This window comes from Vagococcus zengguangii (genome assembly GCF_005145005.1).
Classification (GTDB): Bacteria; Bacillota; Bacilli; order Lactobacillales; family Vagococcaceae; genus Vagococcus_A; species Vagococcus_A zengguangii.
Genome location: NZ_CP039712.1, coordinates 1,704,168 through 1,718,601 on the forward strand (window position 1 = coordinate 1,704,168; position 14,434 = coordinate 1,718,601).

Sequence of the window (14,434 nt, forward strand, 5' to 3'; positions counted from 1 at the left end):
TTTCTCCTCATCTTTGTTATTGATAAGTTGAGTATAGCAGTTAACTTAGACACTGACCATGCACTTTCAGGACAAAATTTGTTAAAAAATAGTTTTCAAAGCAATATTTGAATCGATTTCATAATCGTAGCGCTTTGAGTTTCAGGAAATTGTATATACAAAAAATAAGAACATGCCCAATTGACATTAGCACTATTTTAAACTTATTCCAAAAAAATTCACGTGTTGGACCACCTATCTCAATTAATTATGTAGCACTGGTATCATACGCCACGATTGCTATTTTACTATTGATACTGAACCTACTGGTGATGAAGAACCCATCAAACTAGGACAAATTATCCAGTCTGAAAACGAAGTAGAGGAAAAATATTATTTAACAGATCCTCAAAAAATTAAAAAATTTGAATACTTACGAGGACCTAAAAAAATCGAACGTACTTCTGCTGAAGGATTCACCTATACATTCTCAGAAGGTGGCATGTCTCCCTATGATGATTTAGAATTACCTGGTCGTACTATGTTAACCTCTGAAGGCTCTGTCAATCGTTCAACCCACTTGTTAAAAATTAATGGACGTTATCGTCTTCTGACACCAATTGAAGCTGACAGACTACAAGATTTCCCTGATGATTGGACTAAATACAAAAAAACTCCTACTGGTGAAATAGTAGAAGTTTCTGATCGTATGAGAATGTTCTTTATGGGAAATGCATTAGTTACTGAGATTGTAAAAAGAATTGGTGATGAATTACAAAAAATAGATATCATATTGTAACAATCCAATCATAAGTACTCTGAATTCAGAGTGCTTATTTTTTTACAGTACTAATGGAGGACTTATGTTATATTTTTTTATTTCTTCCTCTATATGTTCTAGAATCTTCAAAAGTTCCATTAAGTAATTCATCAATTGTTGTGCCTATCTCTAAAAAATTAAAATAATCTAAATTGCAATATTAAGTTAGCCACTTAGGTAAAAAAATCTAAATATCAATGTTATTTTAACCAAAACCTCTTTTACTATCAGGTTTTGGTTTTAATTTTTTCCAATTCTTCTAAAAATAGTATGACTGGTTGTCGATAGTTTAACAACTTACGTGGTAAAAAATTGATACTATCAGTAGCTTGCTGAATAAATTGTTTTGAATACTTATATATCGGTGTTCCTTTCGGAACAAATCTCCTAAGTAATCCATTATGCCGTTCATTTGTTCCACGTTCCCATGAGGAATACGGATGAGCAAAGTAAATATCAGTCGCATGGTTTAAGGTGTCTTGTAATGAGCTAAATTCACTTCCGTTATCAGCGGTGATTGATTTAAACACATGAGAAAACAAATGACCAAACTGCTTTTCTAGTTGTTTTAACGCATAGCAAACAGACTCTTCAGTATGGTCATCTAAAATAGCGGTCACCATGTAGCGTGTTTTTCTTTCAACGAGAGTGAGTAAAGCATTGTCATCTTTTGTTTTGGCTCCAAGAACACTATCTATTTCCCAATGACCAAAAGATTGTCTACTATCAATCGAAGCTGGCCGTAGATCAATTGATTTTCCTAGCTCTTTTTTATGTTGATGGCTTTTCTTTTTCTTCGGTGATAACCTAAGCTTCATTTTAAGATGGTGGTTTCTTATTGGTAGAATGCCACTATCTATGTAGTTATAAAGTGTTTTAGTGGAGACTGTAGGTTTGTCAAAATCCTCTAAGGATTTAACAAACCCAACAATCGCATCTGGTGACCAATTAAATTCAATGATTTGTTTACAAGCATAATTAATAAAGTCAAAGGCACTTATTAATTTGGATTTAGCTCCACAACGCTTCCTGTTTTTTATATAAACGGCTTGTCCTGTATCAGCAAAATAGAGTTGTCTAACTTTTCTATTTTCTTTAATTTGAGTTGTGGTACCACGTTTAAGCTCGTTAGCAATCGTTTGGTGATGACGACCTAACCGTTTACCAATTTCTCTATTTGATTTACCATTCTTATGCCAGGATTCAATAAGTTGTCTTTCCTTGAAGGAAAGGTGTTTATAGGTTGATTTTTTTGTGTTACTCTTAATTTGAGCCATGGTAAAAATTCCTTTCATTGTTGAGTGAGTACTTCAATGATACATGATTTTTTACCATGGTGTTTTTTATTTATCTTAGGGTGGCTAACTTGATTCTACAACTAGCCATTTCAGAATAATCTTTTATTGATTCAAATAAGCTAGCATCAAACTCTGGGTCTTTCAAATAGTGTTCATGATTGCCCTTGATTAAATATTTTTTGCCATTTAATTGTTGTAATATTTTATTCGCTTCCTCACCCGAGCCCCTTACAATGAAATCGCCTAAAATATAGACATCATCCTTTGGAGTTACTACTTGATTCCAGTTATGAATTAAAGTGTCATTCATTTCTTCGACATTAGCAAACGGTCTCTCACAAAATCGAATGACATTCTCATGATATAAATGTAAATCAGCGATAAAGTATTTCATACTCCCTTGTCCTCTCCTTCAACTTTTTCTAAGTAAAACATCGCGGATCGATACTTCTCAAAACGCTGTCTATCCCGTTGCATGATTTTTCTATTTTTTATTCGAGAGAGTTCACTATTATGACTAAGCTCTGCGAGTTTCACTATTCGAGCCCATTCATTAGTTTTCACTCGTGCTAAATAATCTTGATAAGATTCATATTTGGGTTTGGTCAATACTTTGACAGCCTCGACAATTTCTTGAGAAAACTTAATTATAAGCTGAGATTCATCAACTTTTGTATCTTCAAGAATATCATGCAGATACGCGACCGCAATAACCGCCTCCTCATGTTGCTGTTCTTTTACGATGTTCCCCACTGTGATTAAATGACGAAGATAGTTCTCTCCCGCAAGATCTACTTGACCATTGAGCTTCAAAAGTCAACGTTAACGCACGACTTAACACCGTATCTTTCTTAGCGAGTAAATGTAAGCGATTCTCTGTTTCTAAAACATTTTTAACAGATAGTTTTGTGGTTCAAACCAGATATCATAAGCTATCGGTTAGACCATGAGATTGATTGGTTGTAGATTCAGCTCTTTCATGGTACTAACTCCTTATTGATATATTTTTTCATTCTAAATTCGTAATTCGTATAATTTTGTTAATAAAATAATTCTCACATAACCTAAACCCAGCATTTTTCACAATTTAATTAAAGGTAAACCCTTGCTCCTTCAAAAACTCTGCCACTTCTGCTCGTCTTACTTCTCCAAAGAAGTTCGCATTTTTAAACGACCATGATGTTTCTTGCGCATTGGTTGCGCGACCACCATAATATTGGTGGGTGATTTCTTCATAAGCTGTTAAGTCCGTTAATTTCTCACGGTCATACGTATTTTCTGAGACTTGATTAGCAATTGGTAATCGTGGTTTGACTTGATTTTTAGCTTTAGGGATACCAACTGTCAAACCAAATAGCGGCACAGTAAATGGTGGTAAATCTAAAATTTCCGCCACTTGTTTCATATCATTACGAATCCCACCAATATAACAAATCCCCAAGTCCATTGATTCAGCAGCCACTGACATATCCTCAGCTGCAATGGTCGTATCGACGACGGCTACTAACAAACTTTCCATATTTCTAATGCCATCTAATGATTTCTGATGTGTTTCTAAAATGGTTGCATGACGGTATAAATCCGCGACAAACACATAAAATGTGCCTGTATTTTTGACATATTCGGCACTGTTGGTAATGTTGGCCAAGGCTTCTCGTTTTTGTGGATCAGTTATTTCAATAATCGAAAAGGCTTGGACAAAATTCGAAGACGAACCACTCTGAGCCGCTTCTATTAAGGCTTGTTTCATCTCTTCTGAAAGAGGCGTTGTCTCAAACTCTCTCACTGAGACATGTTCTTTCATTTTTTTAATCACTTCATTCACTTGCGGACACTTCCTTCATTTTTTATTATTTCCAAACGACTTGAAACTCTTCGCAGACAACGCCCATCTCTTCCTCATAATCTGCTCCCCAAAAATCCTGATGTACTTCTCGCCAGTAGGCTAATGAGCGGTCACCTTCGCCTTCTTTATACGCAAATTCTGGTGTGATTTGGTTGAAGGTTATCACACTAACGTTGGTAATTTTCAAAATCGCGATGGGTTTTCCTCTGCCATCCAATAATATATCATACGTATTTTCTTTGACTGTTGGGATAGGCTCATTCGCTTTTTGATAAGCATCCAACGCACTGCTCGTTGCTGTTTTGATACCTTGTAACACTAATTCCCCTAATTCATCCGCCGTCTCTTCTGAATTGCCAAAACGCCATGATTCACCCAATACTGCCTGCTGATTACCCGTTGCTTCAATAAACTTATTCCAAAACGTTCTTTCAGCTTGATTCATCTAACAACCCTCCTTATAAAAAACCTCTACACTCATCATACCATTAATTATTCTAGCTACCTCATTCTTATTATTCAACAAGGTTTAAAAAATGGTTCTTTAAAGAGAGAGTGGTATACTTTAAATATATAAATACGTTTTTTTACCATTATTCTTGTCACTAACTCATTAATAAAAAAACAGTTTAATAGCATCTCGAGGAGGAACTTTATGAAAAAATTTGATTTTACCAAAAATATTGAAAAGTTAGTAGATCCAATAAACGTGGGTTCTATTCATTTTTTACAACAATTTTTAACGATGTTACCAACTAAATATCAGAATAAAATTATTGAAAAAAATGCCAACAAAACACCTTATATGGGCTTTGTCGTTGAACCCTATAGTTCATTTTTATGTTATAAAGTCCATGATGTAGAAAAAGCCAATGCCTTACTTTCTGATAACTTTGAAATGGTTAAAAGTCGTGTAATAAAGGATGAAGAACCTCAGTACTATGCGCTTTTTGGCTCGTTCAATGTACATACCAGTGCTTTTTTGGGGACAACGGATGGAGTTTTACTTAGTCGCACGTGATAAGACAACCGGTCTTTTGACATGGGTAATTGTAGATTATGATACGAATACAATCAGCTACGATAAAAAAGGTGGTTTGATTAGTCCGACTACTGAACGCTCTATTATCACAACTGATTTCGATGGTCATGTTATTGTCGACGTCAAACGAGCAAATGCTACGAATGAACTCGTTTATGATTGCAATATTCCAAGTGGTATTTCAACCCAAATGGATGAAGAACTATGGCTATATGGTAACCTTTCGATTGGATACGGCAAGGAACTATCGAACAATAGTCCTGACGTTTTTTCATTAAAATTCGATCCAAAAGAAGTCGGAAAAGCTCTAAAAATCCCTAAGGAACACTATCAAATAGATGTTAATACCTGGTATCAAGATATGTTACATGCCGAACCAGAGCATGTTTTAGTCTTCCCCTATGCTCAACATATGTTATCTGACTCGCCGGGAAATGCTAGTTTATTAAAAGATGTCGAAACGATGCTAAAGGCGAAAGATGCGGTAAAATTCGATGATATAGAGGTTTACAATCCGAAAGAAACCACTAACTTGATGAAAAAAAGCAGTGCTATGATGCTATTAATTATTATAGGACTCATAATTGCCCTAATTATCAAATAAAACAAGTAAACACGCTAAGATTAAGGTATAAACGCCTCAATCTTAGCGTGTTTAGTTATTCAGACTTCAATATGTTTATTCGCTGTTGCCATCATTAATTTAATACGGTTCAACTGATTAACAATTGACGCGCCAGGGTCATAGTCAACGGGCGTAATGTTAGCCATTTGATAGCGTGAGCGTAGCTCTTTAATTACGCCTTTACCAACGACATGATTTGGTAGACAGCCGAATGGTTGTAAACAGACAATATTATGGACACCTTTGTTCAGTAACTCAATCATTTCACCTGTTAGGAACCAACCTTCACCGGTATGATTACCAATGGATAAAATCTCACTAGCTGCGTCAGCTAATGCTTCAATTTTGGTTAAACCAGTAAATCTCGCTGATTTTCTCAACGCTTTATCCATTGGTTTTTGACATTGCTCAACTGCTTTAATCGCAAATTCGGCAATCCATTTACTTTTCAGCGAGCCACCGATATTAGCTTGTCGCCACACGTTATTATAAAGTGAATATAATAAGAAACCTGCGATATCAAGAACGACCGCTTCAGCCCCTTCATTTTCTAGCACACGGACAATATCGTTATTGGCAACAGGTGAGTATTTCACTAAAATCTCCCCAACAATGCCGACTTTTGGTTTGACTGTGTTAGTTAGCGGAATCGTATCGAAATCTTCGATAATCGCTTGCATATTTTTTCTGAATTGTTTGTAGGAACCACTACGAATACTCGGCTCGATTTGCTTTAACCATTTTTGATGTAGCGCATCAACGGAACCTGGTGCGACTTCATATGGGCGCGTGCGATAAACGACGCGTTCAAACAAATCACCATATAAAAAGGCAATCGCTAGACTTTTTAAAATTGGGAGTGTCAATTTGAAACCAGGCTGATGTTCAACTCCTTTATTGCCCATTGAAATTGAGACAACAGGGACTTGGCCAAAACCAGCATCTTTTAACGCTTTTCTAAGTAGCGGAATGTAGTTGGTTGCCCGACAACCACCACCTGTTTGGGTCATCATAACACTAACATTATCTAAGTCATACTGCCCGCTCTGCAAAGCCTTTATTAATTGACCAATTGAAATAATCGCTGGATAACACGAATCATTATTAACATATTTTAGACCAACATCGACTGCTTGGCGATCTTCTGACGGTAAACAAACGACATAATAGCCTGCCTCTTGCAAAGCTAAATCGACCAATCCTTTTTGATGAATTGGGCTTAGCATTGGCAGTAATAGGGTATGCTTCTTACTCATTTCTTTTGTAAAAATAATTTTTTCTTCCGTTTCAAATTGTTTAGTCGGTACGTAATGACGTTTGTCGCGTTCTTTAACTGACGCTTTGAGTGAACGCAAACGAATACGAATCGCACCTAGATTAGACCCTTCGTCGATTTTTAGTACGGTATATATACGATCATACTGGGCCATAATTTCTTCAACTTGGTCAGTGGTTACGGCATCAATCCCACATCCAAATGAGTTAAGTTGCACAAGTTCTAAGGCTGGTGTTTTAGCCACTAGTTTTGCTGCTGCATAGAGACGCGAATGGTAGGTCCACTGATTAACCACACGTAAATCTCCAACATTTTCTAAATGCGAAACAGCATCTTCGGTTAAAACGTGGAAACCTTCTTGATTGATAATGTTAGCAATCCCGTGATTGATTTCTGGATCGATATGATAAGGTCTGCCAGCTAAGACAATTCCTTTTTGATTGTTGGCAATTAGCTTTTCTATTACGGCTTCACCTTTTTGCTGAATATCGGCCTTAAACTGGGCCATCTCCTTTAAGCCATGCGCGACTGCGCTAGCCATTTCTTCTTTAGTAATCCCTAAATCTTTAAACGTCTCACTTAATACGTGAATCACTGACTTGGGATTCGCTAAATTTAAGAACGGACGACGATAATCGACTTTCCCTTCACGAATTTCATCGACGTTATTTTTAATCACATCAGGATAACTTTGGACAATCGGGCAATTAAAATGATTATCTGCCCCTGCAAATTCTTCTTGCTCAAAAATAACACCTGGATAAAAAATGAGTGGTACATCTTGATTAATCAAAGCTTGAATATGACCATGTACCAATTAAGCTGGGTAACACACAGTATCGCTTGAAATGGTTTCAATTCCTAGTTCGTACAATTCTTTATCTGAACGTGGTGATAACACGACTCTAAATCCTAAATCAGTAAAAATCGTATGCCATAAAGGATAATTTTCATACATATTTAAGACACGTGGAATCCCAATCACTCCACGGGTTTGTTTTTTATTCGTTAATGAGCGGTACTTAAACAAACGGCGATATTTATAGTCAACTAAGTTTTCACGTCGATCATCACGGGCAACTTTAATTTTTGCCCCGCGTTCACAACGATTACCTGAAATAAATTGACGGCCATCAGAAAACATCGTCACTGTTAACATACAGTTATTTTCACACAAACCACAATTTGTATGGGTGTTCTCAGAAGTAAAATCAGCCATCTCCTCTAAACTAATTAGCGAACTCACCTCATTAGGTTCATAATTTTCTAAGGCAATTAAGGCTGCCCCGTATGCACCCATTAAGCCGGCAATCGACGGACGGACGACTTCTTGACCGGTTGTTAATTCGAAGGCTCGCAAAACCGCTTCGTTATAAAACGTCCCGCCTTGGCACACTATCTTCTGTCCTAAATCTTCGGGCCGACGAACTTTAATCACTTTGTAAATCGCGTTTTTGATAACCGAATAAGACAAACCAGCTGAAATATCACCGACTGTTGCGCCTTCTTTTTGAACTTGTTTGACTTTCGAGTTCATAAAGACCGTACAACGCGAGCCTAAATCAACCGGATTACGTGATTGAACTGCCAACTCAGCAAACTCTTCTACGCCATAGTTTAGTGACTTCGCAAATGTTTCGATAAATGAACCACAGCCTGACGAACAGGCTTCATTCAATTGAATCGATGTCAAAACACCCTCTTTGACTTTCATCGCCTTCATATCTTGACCACCAATATCGAGAATAAAATCAACGCCTGGATAAAACTTATTAGCCGCTTTGTAATGGGCCATCGTTTCGACTTCACCAAGATCAATTTTAAGCGCATGTTTAATCAAATGTTCACCGTAACCAGTGACCGCTGCTTTACCAATAAAGACTTGTGTCGGTAACTGTTGATAAATCTCGCGAATTACGCGCATCGTTGTCGCAAGCGGATCTCCTTCATTATTGCCATAATGTTGGAATAACATACGCCCCTCGTCATCAAGTAACACGACTTTAGTAGTCGTTGAACCCGCATCAATTCCTAAAAAAACTGGTCCTCGATATTTCGCCAAATCAGCTGTTTCAGCTTGTGCCAAAGCATGTCGCTCTCTAAAAATTTTTAATTCTTCCGTACTTTTGAACAGTCTCGGTAAACCTTCGACTTCTTCGACGACAATATTCGTTTCTTCCGCCAAACGTGCTAATACTTCTTCAAGCGTAAGTGCACCTTCTGACATCTGCGTTTGACACATCAAAGCCGCTCCAATTGCCACGAATAATTGGGGATTATCAGGAAAGACAACGTCCTCTTTTTTAATATCAAGCGTCTCGATAAAACGGCGACGTAACTCACTCATGAAATAAAGTGGCCCACCTAAAAAAGCTATTTTGCCTTTGATTTTGCGACCCGCAGCTAAACCGGCTATCGTTTGATTGACCACTGCTTGAAAAATACTGGCAGCGATATCTGCTTGATCCGCGCCCTCATTAATTAATGGCTGAATATCCGTTTTTGCAAAAACCCCGCAACGTGAGGCAATCGGATAGATGGTCTGATAGTTTTTAGCTAGTTCATTTACGCCATTGGCATCGGTTTTTAAAAGAGCGGCCATCTGATCAATAAACGCGCCCGTTCCACCAGCACACGTACCGTTCATGCGTTGCTCAAGTGAACCTTCAAAAAAAGTAATTTTAGCGTCTTCGCCACCTAATTCAATCACGACATCAGTTTCTGGAATCAATTGCTCCACCGTCGTTGTACAGGCGATCACCTCCTGAACAAAAGGAGCATTAATTGAATCTGCTAGCCCCATACCAGCTGAACCCGTCATTGTCAGCGATACTTCTTGATTGTGAAACGTTTGTTTTATTTCTTTTAATACCGCTATTATCGTCGCTTTAACATTAGAAAAGTGGCGTTCATATTTAGAAAACACCATTTGATTATCTTGATTAAATGCAACTACCTTAACCGTGGTCGAACCGGCATCTATTCCCAATCTCAACATCATATTATTCCCACCTTTTTATATAACCCAACAACTTGTTGATTACCCAACACTGCGTTTGTTATAATTATCTTAATACATGTGAAAATAAATACAATGATCAATCTTAAGCAGTTTGTCAGATAACCAACACAGCGCAATCATCTGTTGGATAACTTCCCAAAAAGGTGGCAAAAAAATGAAGAAAAAAATCGATTTACGCGTTTTACGTACAAAAAAAATGATTGTTGAATCATACGTGGCGCTCTGCCAAGTTAAAGATGAGGACCATATCACGATTCAAGACATTACTGATCGTGCAATGATTAATCGGGGCACGTTCTATGCTCATTTCAAAGACAAACAAGAATTGTCCGAGTATATTCTAGATATCATTGTGAAAGGCTTTGTCGATATTCTCGACACAGAACCACTACTGAACGGCAATACCGTCAAAATCAAAAATTTAGAAGAGTTGTTAACTAAAATCTTTCAAGAAATATACGAAAACAAACATTTTTTCCTGTCTTATACAGAGAGCAACTCGGCGTATTTATTCCGTAAACAGATGATGACTTTATTGGAACAACGCTACACCGTTATCTTTAATAAACTGAAAATCACTGAAAACGATATCGAAGTGCCGATTAGTTTTATCATTGAATACATGACCTCGATTTTCTTAGGCGTCGTCCATTGGTGGATTACTTCAGACAGCCAGTTCCCACCTGATCACATGGCACGCTTAGTCATTAAATTAGTCGGAAATGGACATCTAACCGTGATGGGCGTGACGATTGAACAAGGTTAAAAAAACTATGAAACAAGGACTACACTTATCTCACAGGTTGATTTTAGTTAACAGAATATCTTATTTTTAATGACTTTGTTTAGAACACATCAATACTTGCCGTTCATATGTCGTTTCATCATTCAAAAGACTAAGCATGACCTGTGCAACATCGACACGACGCGTGGTTGAATTGATTGGCATTTTAAGATTCGTTCTTGATAAAGCCACATAAGGTTGAACCGTTTTTTGCTTATCCACTAGAATTTCTGGATGAAGTGTTGTCCAATTAAGTGAGCTGCTCATTAACAGCTGTTCTCCCCGCTCATGATCGGTAAAAGCTCCCTTCAAAAAGGTTTTCGCTGCGATCTTATAATGTAGCGGGGCATTCACAAACGTCTCTCCCACGCCCATCGCTGACATCTTAATAATCCGCTTAAGCCCTACTTGTTCCATTGCGTTAATTATGACTGGCATCACTGTTTCAAACAGAGGGGCACTTTTGTTAGACTTTGGATTGCCTAAGGTCACTAAGACAGCATCCTGTTGACGCATAGCCGACACAAGTTTGTCTTTTTCTGTCAATTGACCCGTAATAATTTTAAGATCGGCATGTGTTAGTAATGGCCAAGACTTTCTAATATAAACCGTCACTTGATGACCACTTGCTAAAGCTTGTGTGACAAGTTCCTGACCAGTCTGACCCGTTGCCCCAATAATTAAAAGATTCATTGTTCTCTCCTTCCTAACATTTCAATTTAACTCATTTCTACTATCTTGATACTATCACGTTTGAATCGATTTTGTCTTTAACTGAAATTCCTAACATTTTCATCCCTCATTCTTCATTCTTCTATGTGTTCAAATTTTACAACTAACCTTTTTATCGTTTACTTTTTTCCATTTGTCGTTTATCTTTTGCAAGTGGTAGTTCTAGCTCTAATTTATGATTAATTAAGGCCATCGCCTGCTTGACACCTTGATATTCTTATGGATAAATTCGTTTCACTTCTAAATGAAGTGGATGATTTGGCACTTCAATTCCTTGTTGATGACGCGCAATCGCAAAATCAAGATGATCCGCTAGCGATAACAACAAGCTATCTTGAAATTCACACTGCCATTCTCGTTTCGCCCAATCAATAATTTCAGTGGTGACTTAAATGACACATTCATCAACTTTTTGTAAAAACGAATCGAACCTTTCAACCTGTTGCTCATCGTTCATCACAAAGGTTGCTTCAATTTTTCGGTTGGAATGACAGCTCCTTGTAATGATATGTTTATATTAACAACACAAGAAAACGCTATCAATAAAAACATAATAATAGTTTATATTTTTCTTGTTATTTAACAAAAAAACGCCCTTCAACGGACGTTTTTTAGTGATAATGATTTATTCGCCACGCTCATCACCAAAGAAAAAGACTGCGACAGTTCCTGGTCCAGTATGTGAACCAATCACTGTACCAACACTGTTAATTTGCACATTACCATCTAAATTTGGGAATGTTGCTTCGATTAAACCAGCTACTTCTTGGGCATCTTTAATGCAATCAGAATGTGAAATATAACATTTACCTGAATAGTTTTCACCATTTTGTGCATGTTGTTTCACTTCATTAACGATAGCTTTAATAACTTTTTTCTTACCACGAACTTTAGTACGTGGAATTAATTTTCCTTCATTATTCATATTCATTAACGGACAAATATTTAATAATCCACCGATTGCAGCTGACGTGGCACTAATCCTACCACCACGTTGATAATGCGTTAAATCTGTCGAGAAGAACCAATGGTGTAAGTTTAAACGATTATCTTTCACCCACTTAGCCACCTCTTCCAATGGTTTGCCTTGATCACGCATATCAGCAGCCGTTGCAACGAGTAGACCGTAGCCTGATGAAGCACCCAGAGTATCAATCACAACTATTTGGCGTTCAGGATATTGATCAGCTAATATTTCTTGAGCAATACATGCTGATTGATAATCCCCTGATAAACCTGATGAAAATGATAAATGTAAAATATCTTGGCCTTGTGCTAAAAATGGTTCAAAGAATTTTGTGTAGTCATCTGGATTACTTTGAGAGGTAATTGGCATTGAACCGGCTTTTATTTTCTGATAAAACGCCTCAAATGACATTGATTGACCTAAATCATCCAAGTATTCTTGACCATCAATCGTAAAATGGAAACTTGAATAGTGAATGTCACGTTCGTCAAAAAATTCTTTTGGCATATCGGCTGTTGAACCGCATGTTAATGTATAGCTTTGTTGCATAATATGTTATTCCCCTTATCTCTTTAAAAAACTAATATGGATAGATAAAAGGCACCCATTTTGGGTGCCTTTTAGTTAAACCGATTGATTGATCTTAGTGATATAAATCGAAACGTCCTTTAGCAAACATTTGTTTCATACCACCTGTTGCAGCAAGTGATTTATTCATGATGATTTTTTTCAAGAATGATGCTGGGTAACCTTTAACTGATGTGTTACCAACTTGACCTAAACCGATAGTGTTACCGATTGACGCAACAGATCCTTGAGACTTGAATGTGAATGTTTCAGTTGCTTGATTATTTAATTGGCGTAAAATGTTGTGTGCTGTGAAATCACCCATTTTTAAAGCGATTTGCGCTGTTGTTGGGAATGGACGACCTGATTCTGGATCCATAACTGCTGACACATCACCGATAATATAAACATTTTCATGATCTGGATCACGTAAGTCTTCGCCAACCATTACGCGGCCACGACGTTCTGCAAACCCTGATTCACCCATAACAAAGCTTCCGCTAACACCTGTTGTCCAAATAATTGTTGCTGCTTCTAATTCAGCTAATTCTTCTGTTTCAGCGTTGTCTTGATAAACAACTGTTTCTGGTTTGATGCCTTTAATTGGTTTTCCTGTTAATAACTTAACGCCTAAACCTTCTAATTTACCAATTGCAAAGTTCGCTAATTTTTCGTTGAACATTGGTAATAAGCGTGTAGCTGCTTCCACACAGTAAATTTCGATTTCTTCTGGTTTAACGCCAGCTACTTTCGCATATTTAGGTTTCATTTCAGCTAATGAACCTAATAACTCGATTCCTGTGAAACCTGCGCCACAAACGACAAATTTCAAGTATTTTTTATCTTGTGTTTCTTTATATTTTTTCAACATTGCATTGATATGATTGTTGATGTTAACAGCTGATTCAATGTTAACCATTTCTAAAGCATTTTCTTCAGCACCTGAGATACCAAATGTTTCAGAACGGAAGCCTAATGCCACAACTAAATAATCATATTTAAGAGCAGTGTTGTTTTCTAATTCTACTTCTTGTTTATCAGTATTGATTTTAACAACGCGGTCTTGTAAGAAAGTTGTCACTTTAGTGTTTACAACTTCTTTGATAGGATAAGTAATTTTTTCTTTTGGTACTGTTCCTGCAGCCACTTCGTGTAAAGCAGTTGCTTCATAGTGATAATCATTTTGATCCACTAACGTAATATGGAAATCTCCTGCTTTTTTTTGTAGAGCTTTCAGTGTACTTAAACCAGCATAACCGGCTCCTAAGATAACTACTTCTTTCATAACTAAATTCCACTTCTTTCTATTATATTGATAATGTTATAAAATCCTCGAATAAATGCGTACCGATTTTTAGATGCTTCTCCAAAAATAGTCTAGTTTGCTAATCAATGGTTATTTAATCACTTCACGACATGTTTTCACAAAGTTCTCGATCCGACTACTGCTTTAGCAATCCACACTACATTCGGCAA

General features: G+C 37.0%; 12 protein-coding genes and 2 pseudogenes. 4 read left to right on the top strand and 10 right to left on the bottom strand.

The window, feature by feature from the left end; genetic code table 11:
* Nucleotides 1-253: 253 nt before the first annotated feature.
* Nucleotides 254-778: pseudogene (locus FA707_RS08030) on the top strand (DNA cytosine methyltransferase); the annotation flags it as partial.
* 248 nt (nucleotides 779-1,026) lie between these two features.
* Here the strand turns inward: FA707_RS08030 and FA707_RS08035 are convergent.
* The 5 genes from FA707_RS08035 to FA707_RS08055 form a co-directional block, all read right to left on the bottom strand.
* Entirely contained in the window at nucleotides 1,027-2,076 is a 1,050-nt protein-coding gene (locus FA707_RS08035; RefSeq protein WP_136954183.1) for an IS30 family transposase, read from the bottom strand.
* Between the two features lie 70 nt (nucleotides 2,077-2,146).
* Nucleotides 2,147-2,491 carry a metallophosphoesterase gene (locus tag FA707_RS08040; protein ID WP_136953741.1) on the bottom strand — a complete coding sequence of 115 codons (345 nt, stop codon included), beginning with the start codon at nucleotides 2,489-2,491 and terminating at the stop codon, nucleotides 2,147-2,149.
* Nucleotides 2,488-2,910 (bottom strand): HD domain-containing protein, encoded by a 423-nt coding sequence (locus FA707_RS08045; RefSeq protein ID WP_136953742.1) that lies wholly within the window; start codon nucleotides 2,908-2,910, stop codon nucleotides 2,488-2,490. Before FA707_RS08045 ends, FA707_RS08040 begins: the two co-directional genes overlap by 4 nt.
* Nucleotides 2,911-3,184: 274 nt before the next feature.
* The gene (locus FA707_RS08050; protein ID WP_136953743.1) at nucleotides 3,185-3,922 is read right to left on the bottom strand and encodes an NADPH-dependent oxidoreductase; all 738 of its coding nucleotides are present in this window, start codon (nucleotides 3,920-3,922) and stop codon (nucleotides 3,185-3,187) included.
* Nucleotides 3,923-3,947: 25 nt separating this feature from the next.
* Entirely contained in the window at nucleotides 3,948-4,388 is a 441-nt protein-coding gene (locus tag FA707_RS08055) for an ASCH domain-containing protein (RefSeq protein WP_136953744.1), read from the bottom strand.
* Nucleotides 4,389-4,598: 210 nt separating this feature from the next.
* Here FA707_RS08055 and FA707_RS08060 point away from each other — a divergent pair, with 210 nt between their 5' ends.
* A complete protein-coding gene (locus FA707_RS08060; protein ID WP_136953745.1) occupies nucleotides 4,599-4,964 on the top strand; it encodes a hypothetical protein in 366 nt (121 codons plus the stop codon).
* Nucleotides 4,939-5,589: a hypothetical protein gene (locus FA707_RS08065; RefSeq protein WP_136953746.1), complete on the top strand. Its 651-nt coding sequence runs from the start codon at nucleotides 4,939-4,941 to the stop codon at nucleotides 5,587-5,589. The genes FA707_RS08060 and FA707_RS08065 overlap by 26 nt, the downstream gene beginning before the upstream one ends.
* A gap of 59 nt (nucleotides 5,590-5,648) precedes the next feature.
* Here the strand turns inward: FA707_RS08065 and FA707_RS08070 are convergent.
* Nucleotides 5,649-9,887: pseudogene (locus FA707_RS08070) on the bottom strand (acyl-CoA dehydratase activase-related protein).
* 175 nt (nucleotides 9,888-10,062) lie between these two features.
* Between FA707_RS08070 and FA707_RS08075 the strand changes: the two are divergent.
* Nucleotides 10,063-10,674 (top strand): TetR/AcrR family transcriptional regulator, encoded by a 612-nt coding sequence (locus FA707_RS08075; protein WP_136953747.1) that lies wholly within the window; start codon nucleotides 10,063-10,065, stop codon nucleotides 10,672-10,674.
* Between the two features lie 66 nt (nucleotides 10,675-10,740).
* On the opposite strand, the gene FA707_RS08080 is transcribed toward FA707_RS08075, so the two are convergent.
* From FA707_RS08080 to FA707_RS08095, 4 genes are all read right to left on the bottom strand, one after another.
* On the bottom strand, nucleotides 10,741-11,385 hold the full coding sequence (locus tag FA707_RS08080) for an NAD(P)-dependent oxidoreductase (RefSeq protein ID WP_136953748.1): 645 nt from the start codon (nucleotides 11,383-11,385) through the stop codon (nucleotides 10,741-10,743).
* Nucleotides 11,386-11,641: 256 nt separating this feature from the next.
* Nucleotides 11,642-11,800, bottom strand: coding sequence for a PRD domain-containing protein (locus FA707_RS08085; RefSeq protein WP_136953749.1), 159 nt, complete (start codon nucleotides 11,798-11,800; stop codon nucleotides 11,642-11,644).
* Between the two features lie 249 nt (nucleotides 11,801-12,049).
* Nucleotides 12,050-12,940 (bottom strand): DegV family protein, encoded by an 891-nt coding sequence (locus FA707_RS08090; protein ID WP_136953750.1) that lies wholly within the window; start codon nucleotides 12,938-12,940, stop codon nucleotides 12,050-12,052.
* A gap of 94 nt (nucleotides 12,941-13,034) precedes the next feature.
* A complete protein-coding gene (locus FA707_RS08095) occupies nucleotides 13,035-14,243 on the bottom strand; it encodes an NAD(P)/FAD-dependent oxidoreductase (protein WP_136953751.1) in 1,209 nt (402 codons plus the stop codon).
* Nucleotides 14,244-14,434 lie beyond the last annotated feature (191 nt).

Coding starts and splice junctions, on each gene's coding strand:
- FA707_RS08065 (WP_136953746.1), top strand. CDS start 4,939: ATGGAGTTTTACTTAGTCGCACGTGATAAGACAACCGGTCTTTTGACA.
- FA707_RS08075 (WP_136953747.1), top strand. CDS start 10,063: ATGAAGAAAAAAATCGATTTACGCGTTTTACGTACAAAAAAAATGATT.
- FA707_RS08035 (WP_136954183.1), bottom strand. CDS start 2,076: ATGGCTCAAATTAAGAGTAACACAAAAAAATCAACCTATAAACACCTT.
- FA707_RS08095 (WP_136953751.1), bottom strand. CDS start 14,243: ATGAAAGAAGTAGTTATCTTAGGAGCCGGTTATGCTGGTTTAAGTACA.
- FA707_RS08060 (WP_136953745.1), top strand. CDS start 4,599: ATGAAAAAATTTGATTTTACCAAAAATATTGAAAAGTTAGTAGATCCA.
- FA707_RS08040 (WP_136953741.1), bottom strand. CDS start 2,491: ATGAAATACTTTATCGCTGATTTACATTTATATCATGAGAATGTCATT.
- FA707_RS08055 (WP_136953744.1), bottom strand. CDS start 4,388: ATGAATCAAGCTGAAAGAACGTTTTGGAATAAGTTTATTGAAGCAACG.
- FA707_RS08090 (WP_136953750.1), bottom strand. CDS start 12,940: ATGCAACAAAGCTATACATTAACATGCGGTTCAACAGCCGATATGCCA.
- FA707_RS08080 (WP_136953748.1), bottom strand. CDS start 11,385: ATGAATCTTTTAATTATTGGGGCAACGGGTCAGACTGGTCAGGAACTT.